Annotated in this window: 18 protein-coding genes; 10 read left to right on the top strand and 8 right to left on the bottom strand. The window is 69.3% G+C overall.

All coding sequences use genetic code 11. The features are described 5' to 3' along the window. The first annotated feature begins 14 nt into the window (after nucleotides 1-14). Nucleotides 15-1,286 carry an EAL and HDOD domain-containing protein gene (locus tag ASF43_RS01340; RefSeq protein ID WP_056175607.1) on the top strand — a complete coding sequence of 424 codons (1,272 nt, stop codon included), beginning with the start codon at nucleotides 15-17 and terminating at the stop codon, nucleotides 1,284-1,286. Nucleotides 1,287-1,316: 30 nt separating this feature from the next. Here the strand turns inward: ASF43_RS01340 and xerD are convergent, their stop codons facing one another. Both xerD and ASF43_RS01330 read right to left on the bottom strand, forming a co-directional pair. Beyond that, nucleotides 1,317-2,237, bottom strand: coding sequence for a site-specific tyrosine recombinase XerD (gene xerD / locus ASF43_RS01335; protein ID WP_056175604.1), 921 nt, complete (start codon nucleotides 2,235-2,237; stop codon nucleotides 1,317-1,319). Further along, complete coding sequence (locus ASF43_RS01330) at nucleotides 2,234-3,196, bottom strand: tripartite tricarboxylate transporter substrate binding protein BugE (protein WP_056175600.1); 963 nt, start codon at nucleotides 3,194-3,196, stop codon at nucleotides 2,234-2,236. The genes xerD and ASF43_RS01330 overlap by 4 nt, the downstream gene beginning before the upstream one ends. A 157-nt stretch (nucleotides 3,197-3,353) precedes the next feature. Here ASF43_RS01330 and ASF43_RS01325 point away from each other — a divergent pair, with 157 nt between their 5' ends. After that, entirely contained in the window at nucleotides 3,354-4,259 is a 906-nt protein-coding gene (locus tag ASF43_RS01325) for an AEC family transporter (protein ID WP_056175597.1), read from the top strand. Between the two features lie 14 nt (nucleotides 4,260-4,273). Here ASF43_RS01325 and ASF43_RS01320 read toward each other — a convergent pair whose 3' ends face one another. Then, entirely contained in the window at nucleotides 4,274-4,822 is a 549-nt protein-coding gene (locus ASF43_RS01320) for a DUF4410 domain-containing protein (protein ID WP_082497535.1), read from the bottom strand. A 72-nt stretch (nucleotides 4,823-4,894) separates the two neighbouring features. Continuing rightward, nucleotides 4,895-5,908 (bottom strand): tRNA epoxyqueuosine(34) reductase QueG, encoded by a 1,014-nt coding sequence (gene queG, locus ASF43_RS01315; protein WP_369803238.1) that lies wholly within the window; start codon nucleotides 5,906-5,908, stop codon nucleotides 4,895-4,897. A gap of 48 nt (nucleotides 5,909-5,956) precedes the next feature. Here queG and tsaE point away from each other — a divergent pair, with 48 nt between their 5' ends. From tsaE to ASF43_RS01300, 3 genes are all read left to right on the top strand, one after another. Next, nucleotides 5,957-6,511 (top strand): tRNA (adenosine(37)-N6)-threonylcarbamoyltransferase complex ATPase subunit type 1 TsaE, encoded by a 555-nt coding sequence (gene tsaE, locus ASF43_RS01310; RefSeq protein WP_369803209.1) that lies wholly within the window; start codon nucleotides 5,957-5,959, stop codon nucleotides 6,509-6,511. Then, nucleotides 6,508-7,941, top strand: a complete 1,434-nt coding sequence (locus ASF43_RS01305) for an N-acetylmuramoyl-L-alanine amidase (RefSeq protein WP_056175592.1) — start codon at nucleotides 6,508-6,510, stop codon at nucleotides 7,939-7,941. The genes tsaE and ASF43_RS01305 overlap by 4 nt, the downstream gene beginning before the upstream one ends. Nucleotides 7,942-8,061: 120 nt before the next feature. Next, nucleotides 8,062-8,280, top strand: coding sequence for a glycine zipper 2TM domain-containing protein (locus ASF43_RS01300; protein ID WP_056177975.1), 219 nt, complete (start codon nucleotides 8,062-8,064; stop codon nucleotides 8,278-8,280). 86 nt (nucleotides 8,281-8,366) lie between these two features. Here ASF43_RS01300 and ASF43_RS01295 read toward each other — a convergent pair whose 3' ends face one another. Beyond that, nucleotides 8,367-9,209, bottom strand: coding sequence for a helix-turn-helix domain-containing protein (locus ASF43_RS01295; RefSeq protein ID WP_056175588.1), 843 nt, complete (start codon nucleotides 9,207-9,209; stop codon nucleotides 8,367-8,369). A 134-nt stretch (nucleotides 9,210-9,343) separates the two neighbouring features. Between ASF43_RS01295 and ASF43_RS01290 the strand changes: the two genes are divergently transcribed. Then, complete coding sequence (locus ASF43_RS01290; protein WP_056175585.1) at nucleotides 9,344-9,760, top strand: hypothetical protein; 417 nt, start codon at nucleotides 9,344-9,346, stop codon at nucleotides 9,758-9,760. A gap of 49 nt (nucleotides 9,761-9,809) precedes the next feature. On the opposite strand, the gene ASF43_RS01285 is transcribed toward ASF43_RS01290, so the two are convergent. Next, on the bottom strand, nucleotides 9,810-10,454 hold the full coding sequence (locus ASF43_RS01285) for a PEP-CTERM sorting domain-containing protein (protein ID WP_200932401.1): 645 nt from the start codon (nucleotides 10,452-10,454) through the stop codon (nucleotides 9,810-9,812). A gap of 201 nt (nucleotides 10,455-10,655) precedes the next feature. On the opposite strand from ASF43_RS01285, the gene ASF43_RS01280 reads away from it, so the two are divergent. Next, nucleotides 10,656-12,251, top strand: a complete 1,596-nt coding sequence (locus ASF43_RS01280) for an MFS transporter (protein ID WP_056175580.1) — start codon at nucleotides 10,656-10,658, stop codon at nucleotides 12,249-12,251. After that, nucleotides 12,248-13,165, top strand: coding sequence for an ornithine cyclodeaminase family protein (locus tag ASF43_RS01275; protein ID WP_056175577.1), 918 nt, complete (start codon nucleotides 12,248-12,250; stop codon nucleotides 13,163-13,165). Before ASF43_RS01280 ends, ASF43_RS01275 begins: the two co-directional genes overlap by 4 nt. Nucleotides 13,166-13,168: 3 nt before the next feature. Here ASF43_RS01275 and ASF43_RS01270 read toward each other — a convergent pair whose 3' ends face one another. Together ASF43_RS01270 and ASF43_RS01265 are read right to left on the bottom strand one after the other, a co-directional pair. Continuing rightward, the gene (locus ASF43_RS01270; RefSeq protein WP_056175575.1) at nucleotides 13,169-14,146 is read right to left on the bottom strand and encodes a tripartite tricarboxylate transporter substrate binding protein; all 978 of its coding nucleotides are present in this window, start codon (nucleotides 14,144-14,146) and stop codon (nucleotides 13,169-13,171) included. A gap of 40 nt (nucleotides 14,147-14,186) precedes the next feature. Beyond that, on the bottom strand, nucleotides 14,187-15,428 hold the full coding sequence (locus ASF43_RS01265; protein WP_056175571.1) for an alanine--glyoxylate aminotransferase family protein: 1,242 nt from the start codon (nucleotides 15,426-15,428) through the stop codon (nucleotides 14,187-14,189). A 129-nt stretch (nucleotides 15,429-15,557) separates the two neighbouring features. On the opposite strand from ASF43_RS01265, the gene ASF43_RS01260 reads away from it, so the two are divergent. Beyond that, complete coding sequence (locus tag ASF43_RS01260; RefSeq protein WP_056175567.1) at nucleotides 15,558-16,247, top strand: GntR family transcriptional regulator; 690 nt, start codon at nucleotides 15,558-15,560, stop codon at nucleotides 16,245-16,247. 19 nt (nucleotides 16,248-16,266) lie between these two features. Beyond that, the gene (locus ASF43_RS01255) at nucleotides 16,267-19,314 is read left to right on the top strand and encodes an FAD-binding and (Fe-S)-binding domain-containing protein (RefSeq protein WP_056175564.1); all 3,048 of its coding nucleotides are present in this window, start codon (nucleotides 16,267-16,269) and stop codon (nucleotides 19,312-19,314) included. Nucleotides 19,315-19,331 lie beyond the last annotated feature (17 nt).

The following is a 19,331-nucleotide window of genomic DNA, read 5'->3' as shown; positions in this document are numbered from 1 at the left end:
TGCGCCGCCTATCCATGACCACCATCCCCGATGCACTCCTGCCCACGAAAGTCGCTCCAGACGCGCAACAGGACAGCCAGGCCGTGATTGCACGCCAGGCCATCGTCGACGAGACGCGGGCGGTGCTGGGCTACGAGTTGTTCGACCGCTCGATCTCACCTGAGCAGCACACGGCCGAGAGCGACGCTGCGCTGCTGTTCAATGCGCTGTCCTTCGCCGACACCGAGGTGCTGGTCGGCAAGAAGCTGGTGTTCATCAATTGCACGCACGACAGCCTGGCTGGCGGCCACCTGGAGCTGATCCACCCCGACAAGGTGGTGCTGGAAGTGCCGCCCGTCGCCAACAACACGGCCGAGGAGATCGAAAGCCGGGTCGCCGTGCTGGAAGACCTGCGCAAGCGCGGCTTTCGCTTTGCCTTCAACCACACCGTGCTGACGCGCGGCTACGCGCCCTGGCGCGCACTGGCCTCGTTCATCAAGCTGGACATGATGGTGCTGGCGCCCGAGAAGATCGAGGCCTTCGTGCGCTTCGCCCAGGCCAACACCACCGCGCAGCTGATCGCCGAGAAGGTCGAGACCGCCGAGCAGCACAAGACGCTGGTCGGCTATGGCATCAAGCTGTTCCAGGGCTTCTGGTTCGCCAAGCCCGCGCTCGTGCGGGCCCAGACCATCCGGCCCTCGCAGGCGACGATTCTCCAGCTCATCAACCTGGTGCGGAACCAGGCCAGCACGGTGGAGATCGAGGAGCTGCTCAAGAAGGACCCGACGCTGTCGTTCAACCTGCTGCGCTTCATCAATTCCTCGGGCTTCGGCCTGTCGTGCGAGATCACCTCGTTCCGCCATGCGGTGATGATCCTGGGCCTGAAGAAGCTGTTCCGCTGGGCGGCCCTGCTCATGACCACCTCGCGCAGCGGCGGCCCGCCTCCGGCCGTGGGCCAGACCGCCGTGGTGCGCGGGCGGCTCATGGAGCTGCTGGCCGCGGAGCTGCTGGCCCCCGAGGAATGCGACAACGCCTTCGTGGTCGGCGTGTTCTCGCTGCTCGACACCATGCTGGGCGTGCCGCTGAAGCAGGCGCTGGACTCGGTCGCCCTGCCCCAGCCCGTGCTGGACGCGCTGCTGCAGCGCAAGGGCGTCTACGCGCCCTTCCTCGAACTGACCGAAGCCTGCGAAAGCGGCAACGACGAGGTCTTTGCGCGCGTGGCCAATGCGCTGCACCTGTCGAACCGCCAGGTCAACTGGGCGCACCTGCAGGCGCTGGCCTGGGCCGAGGTCGTCGACGCTTCCTGAGTGCGATGCGCAAGGCATCCGCGCGCGGCTTCAGCCCCGCGGGTGGTGCTTTGCGTGCAGCGCATGCAGCCGCTCGCGCGCCACATGCGTGTAGATGGTGGTGGTCGAGATGTCCGCGTGGCCCAGCAGCAGCTGCACGGCGCGCAGGTCGGCGCCATGGTTCAGCAAATGCGTCGCGAAGGCATGGCGCAGCGTGTGCGGTGACAGGGCCACGTTGATGCCGGCGGCCAGTGCGTATTTCCTGACGATGACCCAGAACATCACGCGCGTCATGGCATGGCCGGCATGCGGGCCGCGCGAGGTCACGAACAGGTCTTCGCTCTGGCGGCCCTCCAGCACCTCAAAGCGCGCGCCGTGCAGGTAGCGCTCCAGCCACTCCTGTGCGACCTGGCCGAACGGCACCAGCCGCTCCTTGCCGCCCTTGCCGGTCACGCGCACCACGCCTTCGTTCAGCCCGACCTGGAAGGTCTTGAGCGTGACCAGTTCGCTCACGCGCAGGCCGCTGGCGTACATCAGCTCCAGCATGGTGCGGTCGCGCACGCCAAGCGCGGTGTCCACATCAGGTGCAGCCAGCAAGGCCTCGACCTGGGCCTCGCTCAGGGTCTTGGGCACGCGCAGCGCCTGGCGCGCGGCCTGCAGCCTGAGCGTGGGGTCGGCCGTGATCGCGCGCTCGCGCAGCGCCCAGCGGAAGTAACGCTTGAACACCGTCAGGCGGCGGTTCGCTGAGCTGGCCTTGGTGGCGCTGTGGCGCGCGGCGAAATAGGCATGCAAGTCGGCCTCGCGCGTGGCGTCGAGTTCACGGCCCTGGGCCGTGAGCCACTGGCCGTACAGGCTCAGGTCGAGCCGGTAGGCCGACAAGGTGTTGCGCGACAGGCCTTGCTCCAGCCACAGCGCGTCGATGAAGGCATCGATGCGCTGCTGGCTCTGGGGCGAAAGAGCTGCCTCGCTCACTCCAGCGTCAGCTTGGAGTCGGCGACGACCTTCTTGTAGACCTCGTACTCGGCCTTGATCTGCGTTGCGAACTGTTCGGGCGTGTTGCCGATGATCAGCGAGCCGGTCTCTTCGATGCGCTTGCGCACGGCCGGGTCTTCCAGCACCTTGAGCACGCCGGCGTTGACCTTGTCGACGATCTCCTTGGGCAGGTTCTTCGGCCCGACGATGCCGTAGTAGGCCATGCGGTTCACGGGCTCCAGGCCGACCTCCTTGAAGGTGGGCACATTGGGCAGCACGGCCAGCCGCTGCGGCGCGGCCACGACGATCGGCACCAGCCGGTTGCTCTGCACGAAGGGCAATGCCGACGGCAGGTTGTCGAAGATCATGTTGACCTGGCCGGACACGGTGTCGTTGAGCGCCGGGCCTGCGCCGCGGTAGGCGATGTGCGTGACGAACAGGCCCGTCATGTTCTTGTACAGCTCCATCTGCAGGTGGCCGATGCCGCCCGTGCCGGAGGACGAGTAGGCGTACTTGCCGGGCGACTTCTTCATCTCGGCCAGGAAACTCTTGTAATCCTTGGCCGGGAACGAGGGGTGCACCGCGATGATGTTGGGCGTGGCCGCCACGTTCACGATGGGCGTGAAGTCGGTCAGCGGGTTGTACGGGATCTTGGTGTTGATGGCCGGGTTGGCCGCCGTGGTGGACACCGTGGCCACGCCCAGCGCATAGCCGTCGGGCTGTGCGCGCGCGGTCTCCGTGGCGCCGATGATGCCGCCGCCACCGCCCTTGTTGTCCACCACCACGGGCTGGCCAAGCACGCGGCCCAGCGGGTCGGCGATCACACGGGCGATGATGTCGGTCGTGCCGCCCGGGGCGAACGGCACCACCAGCCGGATCGGTTTCGTCGGATACGACTGCGCGAGCGCGGGGCCTGCTGCGGCCAGCAGCGCAAGGGTGAAAACGGTCCGACGTTGCATCGAGGAAATCTCCGGGAAGGTGGATCGAGGGGATGGCCGCGGCAACCGCCGGCCGCGTGCCGGGTGCGGCGGATTATAAAAACGCACCCTCTGGCGCAGGGCCTGATTGCACAGGGTTTGCACTGGTATTCTGGGCCGCCCGAACGAGCCCTGCCCCGTGAACTACGCGCAACTGCTGCTGCCCGATTTCTCGCTGATCCTGATCGGCTTTCTGCTGTGCCGCTATTCGCCGCTGGACCGCGATGTCTGGGTCCCGGTCGAGAAGCTCGTGTACTTCCTGTTGTTCCCGGTGCTGTTGTTCCAGTCGGTGCTCAGGACGCGCATCGACCTGGCCGCCACGTCCGGCCTGATGCTGGCCGGGGTCGGCATGAGCCTGGTCGGCATCGCGCTGGCCTACAGCCTGCCGCACTGGCCGGGGCTGGGCCGGCACATCGACCGGCGCGAGCACGCCGGCGCCGCGCAAATCGCATTTCGCTTCAACTCCTTCATTGCGCTCGCGATCGCCGAGCGCCTGGCCGGGCCGCAGGGCCTACAGATGATCGCCGTGCTGATCGGCGTGTGCGTGCCCATGCTCAACGTGGCCGCGGTCTGGCCCATGGCGCGCCACGCGCAGGGCGGCTTCCTGCGCGAGCTGCTGCGCAACCCGCTCATCATCGCAACCGTGTCGGGCCTGGCGCTGAACCTGGCGGGCTGGTCCATTCCGCCGTGGCTTGAGCCCACCACCGCGCGCATCGGCGCGGCGTCGCTCGCGCTCGGCCTGATGGCCGCCGGTGCCGGCATGCAGTTCGGCCCCCTGGCACGCGCCAAGGCCCTGGCCGTGGGCCTGCTCGCCATCCGCCACGGCGTGCTGCCGCTGGTGGCGCTGGGCCTGGCCTGGGCACTGGGATTGACGCGCGTGCAGACCACGGTGCTCATGATCTTCTCGGGCCTGCCCACCGCGTCGAGCTGCTATGTGCTGGCCGCGCGCATGGGCTACAACGGGCCGTATGTGGCAGGGCTGGTGACGCTGTCCACCTTGCTGGGCATGGCCAGCCTGCCCTTCGCGCTCGGGGTGCTGCGCTAGGCGCCGCAGGGCGGCTACTTCTGCGCCACTTCCTTGACGATCTCCGACGCCACGGCCTCGACCTGCTTGGGCGTCATCGCGGAGAACACGCCCTGCCAGGCGCTCGACGAGGTCGAGAACTTGCGTGTGCCGATCGACTGCTTGCCGGGGGCCGAGAAGAACTCGACATCGAGGTCCATGTAGGCGTTGCCGGCCATCACGCCCAGGCCGTAGCGCTTGGCCTGCGACACGTAGCGGTAGTCGTTGACGGTGACCCGGGCCAGCACGGTCGACGGCGCGATGGTCTGGGGCTCGCGCGGCAGCAGCGCCACGTCGACCTGCTGCGCCGCAGCGGCGCTCGCCAGGCTGGTCTGCCATTCCTCGCGCAGCGCCTCCCAGTTGGCGTCGGTCTTGGGCAGGTCTGCACCGGGCACGAGCACGACGAACAGCTTGCTGGTGGCCGCGGGGGCCGCGATGCGGGCCTGTGCCGTGGTCGCCGTGGGCCGGCTCACGCTGGCGGCGCAGCCCGTGAGGGCCACCGCGACGACGAGGGCCAGAGAAAGTTTGGATCTGTGCAGTGACATGCTGGGCTCGCGAAGATGAGAGGACGAACGCCATTCTGGCTGCACGGCACGCGACGCCTGTGACGCGGCCGATCAAAAAGCCTGCGCCAGCGCCCAGGCCACGTGTTCGCGCACCAGCGCGCTGCCATCGTCGGCGCGCGCTTGCAGCGCCTGCTGCAGCGCCGGCCGTTCTGCAGCGCCCGCCACGCGCACGGCGTTGCCCAGTGCCACCGCGATGTTGCGCAGCCAGCGTTCGTGGCCGATGCGGCGGATGGGGCTGCCCTCGGTGCGGCGCAGGAACTCGGCCTCGGTCCAGCCGAAGAAGTCCGTGAGTTGCGCGCCGGCCAGGCCGCCCCTGGTGTCGAAGTCGGGCAGCGTGGCGCGGCCGGCGAACTTGTTCCAGGGACAGACGAGCTGGCAGTCGTCGCAGCCGTAGATGCGGTTGGCCATCAGGGGCCGCAGCGCGACGGGGATCGGGCCTGCGTGCTCGATCGTCAGGTAAGAGATGCAACGGCGCGCGTCGACGCGGTGTGGCGCGACGATGGCGCCGGTGGGGCACACGTCCAGGCAGGCCTGGCACTGGCCGCAATGCGCCGTAACAGGGGCGCTGGCCGGCAGCGCGATGTCCAGGTAGATCTCGCCCAGGAAGAACATCGAGCCGGCTTCGCGGTGCAGCACCAGCGTGTGCTTGCCGCGCCAGCCCTGGCCGCTGCGTGCGGCCAGCTCGGCCTCCAGCACGGGCGCGGAGTCGGTGAAGGCGCGAAAGCCCAGCGGGCCCACCTCTAGCGCGATGCGCTCGGCCAGCTTGTGCAGCCGCGTGCGCAAGACCTTGTGGTAGTCGCGGCCCCGGGCGTAGAGCGAGACGACGGCCTCGGTCGGCCGGGCCAGCCGTGCAAACTCGATGCCCTGCCAGTCGGAAGGCGTGTCCTGCGGCAGGTAGTCCATGCGCGCGGTCAGCACGCTGAGCGTGCCGGGCACCAGCTCTGCCGGGCGCGCGCGCTTCATGCCGTGCGCGGCCATGTAGCCCATCTCGCCATGGAAGCCCTGGGCCAGCCAGGCCGCAAAACCCGGCTCGGCCGATGACAAATCGATGGGGGCCACGCCGATTTGGGAGAATCCGAGCGCACTGGCCCAGTCCCGAATGCGGGACACCAGTTGGAGAGCATCGATCTGGACCACAGCACCCGTCACCCGCCCATTGTAGAAACCGCCCCTGCGCCGCACCTGCGGCTGCTGTGGGCCGACGAGGGCGCGACCCAGGCCTTCGCCGAACGGCTGGCCCTGCAGGCCGACATCGCCGACGTGTTCATTGCCCTGCAAGGCGACCTGGGTGCCGGCAAGACCACGCTGGTGCGCCACCTGCTGCGCGCGCTCGGCGTGCAGGGCCGCATCAAGAGCCCCACCTACGCCGTGGTCGAGCCGCACCACATCGACAGCCGCCAGCCGCCGCTTCCCGCCTGGCATTTCGACTTCTACCGCTTCAACGACCCGCGCGAGTGGGAGGACGCAGGCTTTCGCGACATTTTCGCGAGCCCCGGCCTCAAGCTCGCGGAATGGCCCGACAAGGCCGGCGCGCTGTTGCCCACACCCGACCTGCACATCGTGATCGACACCCAAGCCGATGCCCAGCGCGCCGTCACGCTGACGGCCGGCACCACCACCGGCCAGCGCCTGCTGTCCGGCCTCGCCGCCCCGGAGACCCGCCAGTGAAGCGCCGCGCCCTGTTGCAGCGCGGTGCGCTGGTGCTGCTGCTGGGCGTGCAGCACGTGGCACGCGGCGCCGGCATCGTGGCCGTGCGTGTATGGCCCGCGCCCGACTACTCGCGCGTGACCATCGAGTCCGACGTGCCACTGGTCACGCACCAGACTTTCGTCACCGAGCCGCCGCGCCTGGCGGTGGACATCGAGGGCCTCACGCTGGATGCATCGCTGCGCGAGCTCGTGGGCCGCGTGCAGGCCGACGACCCCAACATCGAGCGCATCCGTGTCGGCCAATACTCGCCGAACGTGGTGCGCCTCGTGATCGACCTGAAGCGCCCGGCCAAGCCGCAGGTGTTCTCGCTGCAGCCCGTGGCCGCCTACCAGCACCGCCTGGTGTTCGACCTGTACCCCGCCGTGCAGGAAGACCCGCTGCAGGCACTGATCGATGAGCGCCTGCGCGAAAAGCCGCCCGCCGCGGCCGCTGCCGCGCCTGCCGGCACGCCCGACCCGCTGGACGACCTGATCGCGCGCCACACCGGCCCGGAGCTGCGCGAGTCGCCCCCGCCCGGGCAGATCAAACCCCTGCCCGACCCGGCCACCAGCACCGTGCGCCCGCCCTCGCCCACGCTGCCGCACGGCACACTGGCCGGCGCACCCGAGGAGCCGCCCAAGGTCGCCAGGCGCCCACCCGCACCGGCTGCCGCGCCCGCGCGCACCGACCGGCTCATCATCGTGGCGCTGGACCCGGGCCATGGCGGCGAAGACCCTGGTGCGATCGGCCCCAGCGGCACGCGCGAGAAGGACATCGTGCTGCGCGTGGCCCACAAGCTGCGCGAGCGCATCAACGCGACCAGCGTGAATGGCAACCCCATGCGCGCCTTCATGACGCGCGATGCCGACTTCTTCGTGCCCTTGCAGGTGCGCGTGCAAAAGGCCCAGCGCGTGCAGGCCGACCTGTTCATCAGCATCCATGCCGACGCGTTCACGACGCCGGCCGCGCGCGGCGCCAGCGTGTTCGCGCTCAGCGAGCGCGGCGCCACGAGCACGGCTGCGCGCTGGCTGGCGAACAAGGAGAACCAGGCCGACCTGATCGGCGGCGTGAACGTGAAGGCCAAGGACGCCCACGTGCAGCGCATGCTGCTGGACATGAGCACCACCGCGCAGATCAACGACAGCCTGAAGCTGGGCAGCGCCGTGCTCGGCGAGATCGGCGGCATGGCCCGCCTGCACAAGCCACGCGTCGAACAGGCCGGCTTCGCCGTGCTGAAGGCGCCCGACATCCCTAGCGTGCTGGTCGAGACCGCCTTCATCAGCAACCCCGACGAAGAGGCCAAGCTGCGCAGCGAGGCCTACCAGGACGACTTGGCCGACGCCATCATGCGCGGTATCCGCGCGTACTTCGCCAAGAATCCGCCACTCGCGCGTAACCGCACGGTGTGACGGGCAGCATCGGCCCACAGCAGCCGGCGGTCCATGCCTACAAGCTGCAGGACGACGCCCACCTAAAGTGTTGGCACAGGCCCGTTACAGCCTGCTTCGCAACAACATGAGGTGAACGACATGATCAAGACCATCCTGGCTCTGACCACCGCATCCGTGATCGGTTTGACGGGCTGCGCATCCAACCCCAGCAGCGCCCAGGTCGGCACCGGTGTCGGCGCGGTCGCAGGTGGCGTCGTCGGCAACGCCGTGTTCGGCAGCACGCTGGGCACTGTGGGCGGTGCGGCCGCCGGCGCGCTGGTCGGCAACGAAGTCGGCAAGCGACGCGACCAGCGCTGAGCGCGCTGCGCCACCACGCACGAGGGCCCCGAGGGGCCCTTTCTCTTTGGGGCGCACGGCCCGCATCCGCCGTGGCCTTTCAGCCGTCAACACCCTGCGTCCGGACCTGACCGGCCAGCCAACGTGTTCAGTGCCAGGGCCGTCTGCGCATCGGCCGGGAAGAACGATTCCACCGCCAGTTCCTGCAAGGTGACGTCCACCGGCGTGCCGAAGATCGTCGTCGTGCTGATGAAGCTCAGCACGCCGTCCGGCGTGCGCAGCTGGAACGGCACGGCCACGCTGGCCAGCTCGCCGGGCACATCGGCCGCGCCGTGGCCCGCGTCCGCCACCGGATAGGCCGCCAGTTCGTCGTGCAAGGCCTGCAGGACGGGGTCGCCCGTGGCGGCGGTCTGTTGCTGCAGCCGCTCGAGCAAGTGGGCCCGCCACTGCGCCAGGTTTGCGATGCGCGGCGCCAGGCCCTCAGGGTGCAGCGACAGGCGCAGTACGTTGACCGGCGCCTGCAACAGCTGGGCAGATGCACCGGCCATCAACACCGGGACCAGCGCGTTGGCGGCCACCAAGTTCCAGTGCCGGTCCACCGCCAGCGCGGGATAGGGCTCGTGACCCTTGAGCACCAGGTCCACGGCACGCCGCGCGGCGGCCAGGGCCGGGTCGTCGAGCGCGCGCTGCCGGTACATGGGCGCGAAGCCGGCCGCCATCAGCAGCGCGTTGCGCTCGCGCAGCGGCACGTCCAGCCGCTCGGCCAGGCGCAACACCATCTCGCGGCTGGGCGCTGCGCGGCCGGTTTCCACATAACTCAGGTGGCGCGTGGAGATCTCGGCCTCGCCCGCCAGGTCGAGCTGGCTCATGCGCCGGTGTTGGCGCCAGTGGCGCAGGTGCAGGCCGAAGGGGTCGCGGGCGCCGGGCAATCGCGCAGAAGGATGTGGCATGGCGGCGATTCTGGCGCCGCGGCCGCCGCGCGCCCATGACCTGCGAGGTCATGGCCCGGCGGCGCGGCACGCGCAACCATGCAGCCCAACGCCGCGGGATGGTCTCTCGGCGTGCAAACCCAAGGAGTTTCGCCATGTCCTCGTTCTTCGCCTCGCCCCGCTTCCTGCATCGCGTGATGGCCATCGACGCCGCGTCCTGCGCCGCCACTGGCACCTTGCAAGTGGGCCTGACCGACACCCTGGCGCGCCTGACCGGCCTGCCCGCCGGGCTGCTGCTGGGCACCGGCCTGTTCCTGCTGGCCTATGCCGCGGCGGCGGCTGCGATGGCCCGCGCGGCCACGCCACCGCGCATGTTGATCGGCCTGGTGGCCATCGGCAATTTCGGCTGGGCAGCGGCCTGCGCGGCCCTGCTGGCCAGCGGCCTGTTCGCCGTGACCTCTCTGGGCATGGCCTGGGTGATCGCACAGGCCGTCACCGTTGTGCTGCTGGCCGAAGCGCAGTGGATGGGGCTGCGTGCCACGCGCATGCCGGCCAACACCGCCACCGTCTGAGGGCAAAAAAAAGCCCGCCGAAGCGGGCCTCACGGGATTGCGCAAGTGCTCAGGCGCGGCGGCGGCGAGTCGAAGCCAGACCGACCAGGCCTAGGCCCATCAGAGCCAGGGAAGCCGGCTCGGGCACTGCATTCACGACAGGCTCGGACAGGTAGGTCACGGTGACCGACTGGTTCTGGGCGCCCGCCGCGCGAAAGCTCATGTCCGCAAGCGAGACGCGCAGGGAACCGCCGTGACCGAACGCCACGTCGACCGGCGACCAGTCGATGCTGAAATCGACACCGGCATCGCCGACGACGCCCAGGGTTGCGATGCCCGTGGCTGAGATCCGCACCACATCGCCAAAGGGATTGAGAAAGTTCAGTCTGGCGGTAACCCCCAGGTTGTCGGTCTCGTTGGCTTCGATGCCGCCGAAGACGAACAGAAAGTCCGGTTCGTCCAGCGTGATCGTGCCCATCGAGAACGTACGCGAGGCGCCGGCCGCAGCCAGCGTGAAGTTTTGTGCCGCGAAGGTCGCTGTACTGAACTTCACATCCAGCAGGGTAGGAAACAGCAGTTCTGAGACGTCGACGCCGTAGCCAGAACCAGGCGTGAAAGAGGCGCCGCCGATTCCGACTTGAACGGGAGCAGCAACGGCCGGGCCGGCAAGCGTCAAGGCGGTGACGGCGCCGAAAAGAGCTGACTTGAATCGCATGGATATGTCCATTGAGTTGAAGAGGATGCATATCTAACAATTTGTATGCCAACGTATCGTTTGCATACACATCAACCACTTGCGGACTGCCGACTGGACGCGTTGTCAAGCCTGCCGGCAGCGCCTCGTGAAATACGTCACGCCGGTCTCAGGCGACAACGCCAGGCGACCGGTCCTGCGTGGCATGGACAATTGCCGACCATGAGTGCCACGCCCCTGCCCCACAACCCCTCGATCTGGGCCACCTTGCGCCACCAGCAGTTCCGGGCCTTGTGGAGCAGCGGCGGCATCTATTTCATCGGCAATGCCATGCAGACCATGGCCGCCGCTTGGATGATGGTGGAGCTCACCGGATCGTCCTTCCTCGCGGCGCTGGTGCAGACCGCCGTGTTCCTGCCCATGTTCCTGCTGTCGCTGCCGGCCGGGGTGCTGGCCGACATCACCGACCGGCGCAAGCTGATCCTGACCGCGCTCATCGTGCAGGCCATCGCCGGCACCTTGATGGCCGTGCTGCTGCTAGCCGGCATCGGCGCTTCGGGCACGCTGCTGTTCATGATCTTCATCGCGGGCTGCTGCACGGCGCTGCTGTCGCCTGCGTGGAACTCGACCATCGGCGACTCCATCCCGCGCGAAGACCTGCCGCAGGCCATCACCGTCGTCTCCATCGCCTACAACGCGGCGCGGGCGCTCGGCCCGGCGCTGGCGGGATTGGTGTTCACGGCCGTGGGCGGCGCCTGGAATTTCGTGATCGCGGTGGGCAGCACCCTGGTCATGGCGGCTGCCGTGCGGCGCTACCCGCCCAAGCCGCACCCGCCCTCGCGCCTGCCGGCCGAGCGGCTGTGGGGCGGCATGCTCAGCGCCGTGCGCTTTGCCTGGCATTCGCAAACCGTGCTGGCGCAGCTCGTGCGCACGGTGGCCTACAGCGGCGCGGGCTCGGCCCTGTGGGCGCTGCTGCCCATGATCGGCCAGCAGAAGCTGGGCCTGGGCGCGGCCGGCTACGGCCTGCTGATGGGCTGCCTGGGCACGGGCGCCGTGCTGGTGGGCCTGGTGATCGGACGGCTGCGCAACCGCGTCGGGCTCGAAAAGCTCGTGGCCACCGGCTGCGTCGTCTACGCCGCGGTCAACCTGATCGCCGCCTTCGCGCCCTGGCCCGCACTGGTCTATCTGGCCCTGGTGGCAGGCGGCGCCGCCTGGATGGCGGTGATGTCCACCTTCAACACCGCCACGCAGACCAGCGTGCCACCCTGGGTGCGCGCCCGCGCTCTGGCCATGCACACGCTGTGCGCCCTGGGCTCTTTCGCGCTGGGCTCGGCGTTCTGGGGGGCCGCAGCCGACCTGTTCGGTCTGTCGTTCACGCTGGTCGTGGCGGCGGCCTGCATGGCCGGCGGCCTGCTGCTGGCCAAGCCCTTCCCGCTGCGCATGGGCGACCGGCAGGAGGTGACGCAGACCACGCCCTGGGACGAGCTTTACGTGCCCAACGAGCCGCCGCCCGAAGCCGGCCCCGTAGCCATCGAGATCAGCTACCGCATTGACCCTGAGCGCGCCACAGCCTTCCTGGAAGCCGCCAGCCACATGCGCGCACATCGGCGGCGCGACGGCGCCACGTTCTGGCGCATCTACCGCGACCTAGCCGACCCGTCGCGCTTCGTCGAGCGCTTCATCGTCACGTCCTGGGCCGACTACCTGCACCAGCGCGCGCGCCACACCATGGCCGACCACGAACTGGAAGCGACCGTGCGCGCCTTCATGCTGCCGGGCGAGGCCGTGCAGATGACGCACTACCTGGCCGAGGCATGAAGCACTTCGACGCCGCGGCCGTGCGCGCCGCCCTGCCCTTTCCCGTGGTGATCGAAGCCCTGCGCGCCATGTTCGCCACCGGCTGCCAGGTGCCGCTGCGCCACACGCACCAGGTGGAAGGCTTCACCTCGCTGATCATGCCGGCGTGGACGGCCCGCCACTACGGCGTGAAAGTCATCAACATCGCGCCGGGCAATGCCGCGCGCGGCCTGCCGGGGCTGCATGCGAGCTACCTGCTGCACGACGCAGCCACCGGCGTACCGCTGGCCTTGCTGGATGGCGACGAGATCACGGCGCGCCGCACTGTCGGCGCCTCGGCGCTGGCGGCGTCCCACCTCGCGCGCGAGGATGCGAGCCACCTGCTGGTGGTCGGCGCCGGCCGGCTCGCGCGCTGGCTGCCGGCGGCCTTCGCGGCCGTGCGGCCGATCACGCACGTGAGCGTCTGGGCGCGCGCGCCGCAACAGGCGCAAGCACTGGCCGCGCAACTGCAAGCGGATGGATTCGAGGCCGAGCCGGCCGGCGACCTGGCCGCCGCGTGCGCGCAGGCCGACATCGTGAGCTGCGCCACGCTGGCCACCGCGCCCGTGGTGCACGGCGCCTGGCTGCGGCCCGGCAGCCACCTGGACCTGATCGGCAGCTTCTCGCCTGCCATGCGCGAGACCGACGACGCCTGTTTCGTGGACGCCAGCCTCTACGTGGACACGCCCGAGGCGCTGCAGAAGAGCGGCGACCTGCTGGGGCCGCTGTCGCGCGGCATCTTCAAACCAGAAGATCTGCGCGGCACGCTGGAATCGCTCGTGCGCGGCAGCAGCACGGGCCGCCGCTCGGCCAGCGAGCGCACGGTGTTCAAGGCCGTGGGCACGGCGCTGGAAGACCTGGCCGCCGCGGTCGCCGTGGTCGAGGCCGCCGGCTGAGTTTCAGCCGTCCACGCGCACCTTCCCGTCGCGCACCACCTTGCCCCACTTGGCCGTCTCGCTCGCGATGAAGTCGCGGAACTTCTCGCGCGAGCCGCCGCCGTCTTCCGCGCCATAGGTGTCCAGCCGTTCCTGCACGTCGGGCATGGCCAGCACCGTGTTCACGTCCTGATTGATCTTGTCGGCAATGGCGGCCGGCAGCTTGCCCGGGCCGGCCAGGCCGTACCAGGTCGTCGCCTCGAAACCGTCGAAACCCTGCTCCTGCATGGTGGGCACGCCCGGGTGGCCCTTGGCGCGGCGCGTGCGCGTCTGCGCCACGGCCAGCACCTTGCCGCTCTTCACATGCGGCGTGGCGGCCGTCATGGTCTCGAAGCTGTACTGGATCTGGTTGCCCATGAGGTCGGCCAGCAGTGGGCCGCTGCCCTTGTAGGGCACGTGCATGGCGTCCACGCCCGCCTGCAGCTTGAACATCTCCAGCGCCAGGTGCTGGGCCGAACCGGCACCGGCCGAGCCGAAGCTGACCTTGCCGGGCTCGGCCTTGCACAACGCCACGATGTCCTTCAGCGTCTGCGCCTTCTGCCCCGGCCCTGCGATGAGCAGGTTGGGCGTCACGCCCACCAGCACCAGCGGCACGAAGTCGCGCTGCGCGTCGTAGCGCAGCTTGGGCTGCAGGCTGGGCGCCAGCGCATGGCTGTTGATGTGCGCCATCAGCAAGGTGCTGCCGTCGCTGGGCTGCTGCGACACGTATTCAGCCGCCAGCACACCGGCCACGCCGGGCTTGTTCTCCACGATGACCGACTGGCCCCAGATGGCCGTGAGCTTCTGCGCGACCACGCGCGCCAGCGCATCGGTACCGCCGCCCGGCGGGAACCCCACCACGATGCGCACGGGGCCGGTGGGCCAGCTTTGCGCGAACAGATGCGGGGCGCCGAGCGTGGCCGCCGCGGCGCCTACGGCCTGGATCAGGGAGCGTCTTTTCATCAGGGTTGTCTCCGGTGGTGTCGTGAGGGGCACGGACGCTTCAGGCAGCGTTCTTGAGCGGCGAGGGAGCGGGATGGCTGGCGAAGTGGTCCATGGTGGCCTGCACGCCACTGCCCGCCAGCTTCACGCCCGCCAGCTTCAGGCCCATCTCCACGCCGGCCACCATGGCCACCAGCGTGAGGTCGTTGCTGTCGCCCAGGTGGCCCATGCGGAACATGCGGCCCTTGAGCTTGCCCAGGCCCGTGCCCAGCGAGAGGTCGAAGCGCTCGTGGATCAGCTTGCGCAGCGCGTCCGCGTCCACCCCTTCGGGCGTGATCACGCCGGTCAGCACGGGCGAGTAGACGGCCGGGTCGGCGCACTGGATCGGCAGGCCCCAGGCGTTGACGCTCGCGCGCACGCCGGCGGCCCAGCGCTGGTGGCGTGCGAAGACCTTGTCCAGCCCCTCGGCAAGCAGCATGTCCAGCGCTTCCGACAGGCCATACAGCAGGTTGGTGTTGGGCGTGTAGGGCCAGTAGCCGGTCTTGTTCATCTCGACGATCTCGGCCCAGTCGAAGAACGCGCGCGGCAGCGTGGCGCGCTTGGACGCCTCCAGCGCACGCGGCGACAAGGCGTTGAAGCTGATGCCGGGCGGCAGCATCAGGCCCTTCTGCGAGCCGCTGACCGTCACGTCCACACCCCAGGCGTCGTGCTCGAAGTCAGCACTGGCCAGGCCCGAGATGCTGTCCACCATCAGCAGCGCCGGGTGGCCGGCCGCGTCGATGGCCTGGCGCACCGAGGCGATGTCGGACGTGACGCCCGTGGAGGTCTCGTTGTGCACCACGCACACGGCCTTGATCTTCTTCTCGGTGTCGCGGCGCAGCCGGGCCTCGATCAGCTCGGCCTGCACGCCACGGCGCCAGCTGCCGGCGCTCGGCAGGTGCTCGTCGCGGCCTTCCCAGGCCAGGAACTCGGTGACGACACCAAGCTTGGTGGCCATCTTGTTCCACAGGCTCGCGAAGTGGCCGGTCTCGTACATCAGCACGTGGTCACCGGGGCTCAGCGTGTTGAGCAAGGCCGCCTCCCAGGCGCCGGTGCCCGAGGCCGGGTAGATCACGACCGGGTGTTTCGTCTTGAAGATCTGCTGGATGCCCGTCAGCACCTTGCGCCCCAGCGTGGCGAACTCCGGCCCGCGGTGGTCGATGGTGGGCAGGCTCATGGCGCGCAGGATGCGGTCCGGCACCGGGCTGGGCCCCGGAATCTGCAGGAAGTGGCGGCCGGTGGGATGCATGTCGAGTTGGAGCATGGAGGGGTCCTCAGGGTGTTTTCCAAATTTTTGCATTCAAAAAACATTTAACGGGCATGGATAACCCTCATACGCCTCGCAATACACCGCTCATTTTTGAATGCAAAATCCATTCATCCGAGGAAACCCATGGCTGAAGTGATCGAAATCTCCCGCCTCGCGCTGCACGACCAGGTTGCCGCGCGGCTGCGTACCATGCTGGTCGAGGGCCGCATCGCGCCCGGCGCCAAGCTCAACGAGCGCGAGCTGTGCGAGCAGTTGCGTGTGTCGCGCACGCCGCTGCGCGAGGCCATCAAGCTGCTGGCAGCCGAGGGCCTGGTCGACCTGCTGCCCAACCGGGGCGCCGTGGCCGTCAAGCTGACCGAGGCCGACGTGCTCAACACCTTCGAGGTGCTGGCCATGCTGGAGGGCATGTCCGGCGAGCTGGCCGCGCAGCGCATCACGGATGCGGAACTGGCCGAGCTGCGCGCGCTGCACTTCGAGATGCTGGCCTGCCACGCGCGGCGCGACCTGTCGGGCTACTACCGGCTCAACGCACTCATCCACACCGCCATCAACGAGGCCGCACGTAACCCGGTGCTGGCCACCACCTACCGCTCCATCAACGCGCGCGTGCAGTCGCTGCGCTTTCGCACCAACCAGGACGACGCGAAGTGGGCCCACGCCGTGCAGGAGCACGAGCAGATGGTCGCGGCGCTGCAGGCGCGCGACGCGCCCGCGCTGCGCCAGGTGCTGGTGGCCCACGTGCTGCGCAAGCGCGACACCGTGCTGGCCCTGCTGCGCGCCGGCGAGATCTATCCGATCACGGCTGCCCGATAAAAACGAGAGACGCTCCACCATGCACATCGACCCCGCAAGCGCCCTGCTCCCCGCAGGCACCGTGCTGCCGCCCAACGAAACCTGCGAGGCGCTGGCGCGCCGATTGCGGGCGGAGACGGAAGGCGAAGTGCTGTTCGACGCGGGCTCGCGCGGCCGCTACGCCACCGACGCGTCGATCTACCAGATCATGCCGGCCGGCGTGCTCGTGCCCAGGACCGAGCGCGACGTGGCGATCGCCATCGACATCGCGCGCGACCTCAAGGTGCCCGTGCTCGCGCGCGGCGGCGGCACCAGCCAGTGCGGCCAGACCACAGGCGCGGCTCTCGTCATCGACAACAGCAAGCACATGCGCCGCGTGCTGGATGTGAACGTGCAAGCGCGCACCGCCACCGTAGAGCCGGGCCTGGTGCTGGACCACCTGAACGCGCAGCTGAGGCCCCACGGCCTGTGGTACCCCGTGGACGTCTCCACCAGCGCCCAGGCCACGCTGGGCGGCATGGCGGGCAACAACTCATGCGGCTCGCGCTCCATCGCCTACGGCAACATGGTGCACAACGTGCTGGGCGCGAGCGCCTGGCTGTCGAACGGAGAGCTGGTCGACTTCGGCCCCGTCGCCGGCCTCTCCGGCCGCGCCGCCAAGATCGCGGACCACGTGCGCCGCCTCGCCGCCCAGCACAGCGCCGAGATCGCCGCGCGCTGGCCCAAGGTCATGCGCCGCGTGGCGGGCTACAACCTCGACATCTTCTACAACCAGAGCGAAAAGCCGTACACCAGCGACGGCAGCGTGAACCTGGCCCACCTGCTGATCGGCTCCGAAGGAACGCTGGCCGTCACGCGCAGCCTCACGCTGAAGTTGAGCGAACTGCCGCGCGCCAAGGTGCTGGGCATCGTCAACTTCCCCACCTTCCACGCCGCCATGGACGCGGCCCAGCACATCGTGAAGCTGGGGCCGACTGCCGTCGAACTCGTGGACCGCACGATGATCGAGCTGGCGCTGGCCAACCCGGCCTTCCGCCCCACGGTGGAGACGGCGCTGATCGGCAAGCCCGCCGCCATCCTGCTGGTCGAGTTCTCGGGTGCCGAAAAGGCCGCGCTGCTGCCGCAGCTGCGCCAGCTGGTCGAGCTCATGGGCGACCTGGGCCTGCCGGGCAGCGTGGTGCAGATGCCCGACGACGCGCCGCAGAAGAACCTGTGGGACGTGCGCAAGGCCGGCCTCAACATCATGATGAGCCTGAAGGGCGACGGCAAACCCGTGAGCTTCATCGAGGACTGCGCCGTGCCGCTGGAGCACCTGGCCGAATACACAGACGGGCTTACCGAAGTCTTCGCCAAATACGGCAGCCGCGGCACCTGGTACGCGCATGCCTCGGTCGGCACGCTGCATGTGCGGCCCATCCTGGACATGCGCACCGACGGCGGCGCCAAGATGCGCGCCATTGCCGAGGAAGCCAGCGCGCTGGTGCGCAAGTACAAGGGCGCGTTCAGCGGCGAGCACGGCGACGGCCTGTGCCGCGGCGAGTGGATCGAATGGCAGTTCGGCCCTGCGATCAACGCCGCCTTCCGCGCGATCAAGCAGGACCTGGACCCCATCGGCCTGTTCAACCCCGGCAAGATCATCGACCCGCCGAAGATGGACGACGCGGCGCTGCTGCGCTTCCCCCCGCCCGAGTCGCCGCGCCCCTACAAGCGCATCGAGTTGAAACCCGTGCTCGACTGGTCGGCCTGGAACGTGCAGGCCGACCCGGTGACCGAGGTGACGACCGCGCCCGGCACCGGCGGCGACACCACGGGCGGCTTCGCCAAGGCCGTGGAGATGTGCAACAACAACGGCCACTGCAGAAAGTTCGACGCCGGCACCATGTGCCCCAGCTACCGCGTGACGCGCGACGAACAGCACCTGACGCGCGGGCGCGCCAACACGCTGCGGCTAGCCGTCTCGGGCCAGCTCGGCCCCGACGCGTTCACGAGCGAGGCCATGGCCGAGACCATGGACCTGTGCGTGGGCTGCAAGGGCTGCAAGCGCGACTGCCCGACCGGCGTGGACATGGCCAAGATGAAGATCGAGTTCCTGGCCCACTACAAGGGCAGGCACGGCCACACGCTCAAGGACAAGCTGGTCGCGCGCCTGCCCGACTATTCGCACGCGGCAAGCCGGCTGCCCTGGCTCATGAACCTGCGCAACCAGCTGCCGGGCGCGGCGTGGCTGGGCGAGAAGCTGCTGGGCCTCTCAAGCCGGCGCTCGCTGCCCGCGTGGCGCAGCGACACCTTCTGGCGCGCGCGCGATGCATCGATGTTCGCGAGCCGCGACGCCACCTTGGCCGCAGCCAAGGCCGGCCAGAAGACGGCCGTGCTGTTCGTCGACACCTTCAACGGCACGTTCGAAAGCCAGAACGCGCTGGCAGCCGCACGCGTGTTGCAGGCCGCCGGCTACGTGCTGCACACGGTCGAGAAGGCCGGCGGCCACCACTGCTGCGGGCGCACGTACCTGGCCAGTGGCATGGTGGACGAAGCGCGCGCCAAAGCCTCGGCGCTGATCGACGCCCTGGCCCCCCTGGCGCAAGCCGGCATCGCCATCGTGGGGCTGGAGCCCTCGTGTTTGCTCACGCTGCGCGACGAGGCGCTGGTCATGGGCCTGGGCGAGAAGGCCGTTACGGTGTCGCAGCAGGCCCTGCTGTTCGAGGAGTTCATCGCGCGCGAGGCCAAGGCCGGGCGCTTCGCCATCTTGCTGAAGCCCGCCGGAAAGCCCATCTTGCTGCACGGCCACTGCCACCAGAAAGCCTTCGGCGCCGTCACGCCCATCCTCGATGTGCTGAAGATGATTCCGCAAGCCAGGCCCGAACTCATCGAGAGCAGCTGCTGCGGCATGGCCGGCAGCTTCGGCTACGAGGCCGCCCACTACGAGGTGTCGATGCAGATGGCCGAGGCCAGCCTGCTGCCGGCCGTGCGCCAGCAGCCCGACGCCATCGTGGTGGCGGACGGCACGAGCTGCCGGCACCAGATCGCCGACGGCGCGCAGCGCGAGGCGGTGCACGTGGCGGTGCTGCTGGACCGCCTGCTGATGCACTGAGGCGCGCTCAGCGCGCA

Source organism: Pseudorhodoferax sp. Leaf267 (genome assembly GCF_001422405.1).
GTDB lineage: Bacteria > Pseudomonadota > Gammaproteobacteria > Burkholderiales > Burkholderiaceae_C > Pseudorhodoferax.
This window is presented reverse-complemented; position numbering and strand designations above follow the sequence as displayed.

What these genes read in the sequence shown, in the direction of transcription:
- ASF43_RS01265 (WP_056175571.1), bottom strand. Translation starts at nt 15,428, where the DNA reads ATGCTCCAACTCGACATGCATCCCACCGGCCGCCACTTCCTGCAGATT.
- ASF43_RS01340 (WP_056175607.1), top strand. Translation starts at nt 15, where the DNA reads ATGACCACCATCCCCGATGCACTCCTGCCCACGAAAGTCGCTCCAGAC.
- ASF43_RS01270 (WP_056175575.1), bottom strand. Translation starts at nt 14,146, where the DNA reads ATGAAAAGACGCTCCCTGATCCAGGCCGTAGGCGCCGCGGCGGCCACG.
- ASF43_RS01330 (WP_056175600.1), bottom strand. Translation starts at nt 3,196, where the DNA reads ATGCAACGTCGGACCGTTTTCACCCTTGCGCTGCTGGCCGCAGCAGGC.
- ASF43_RS01290 (WP_056175585.1), top strand. Translation starts at nt 9,344, where the DNA reads ATGTCCTCGTTCTTCGCCTCGCCCCGCTTCCTGCATCGCGTGATGGCC.
- ASF43_RS01260 (WP_056175567.1), top strand. Translation starts at nt 15,558, where the DNA reads ATGGCTGAAGTGATCGAAATCTCCCGCCTCGCGCTGCACGACCAGGTT.
- ASF43_RS01300 (WP_056177975.1), top strand. Translation starts at nt 8,062, where the DNA reads ATGATCAAGACCATCCTGGCTCTGACCACCGCATCCGTGATCGGTTTG.
- ASF43_RS01255 (WP_056175564.1), top strand. Translation starts at nt 16,267, where the DNA reads ATGCACATCGACCCCGCAAGCGCCCTGCTCCCCGCAGGCACCGTGCTG.
- ASF43_RS01320 (WP_082497535.1), bottom strand. Translation starts at nt 4,822, where the DNA reads ATGTCACTGCACAGATCCAAACTTTCTCTGGCCCTCGTCGTCGCGGTG.
- ASF43_RS01275 (WP_056175577.1), top strand. Translation starts at nt 12,248, where the DNA reads ATGAAGCACTTCGACGCCGCGGCCGTGCGCGCCGCCCTGCCCTTTCCC.
- ASF43_RS01295 (WP_056175588.1), bottom strand. Translation starts at nt 9,209, where the DNA reads ATGCCACATCCTTCTGCGCGATTGCCCGGCGCCCGCGACCCCTTCGGC.
- ASF43_RS01285 (WP_200932401.1), bottom strand. Translation starts at nt 10,454, where the DNA reads ATGCGATTCAAGTCAGCTCTTTTCGGCGCCGTCACCGCCTTGACGCTT.
- ASF43_RS01280 (WP_056175580.1), top strand. Translation starts at nt 10,656, where the DNA reads ATGAGTGCCACGCCCCTGCCCCACAACCCCTCGATCTGGGCCACCTTG.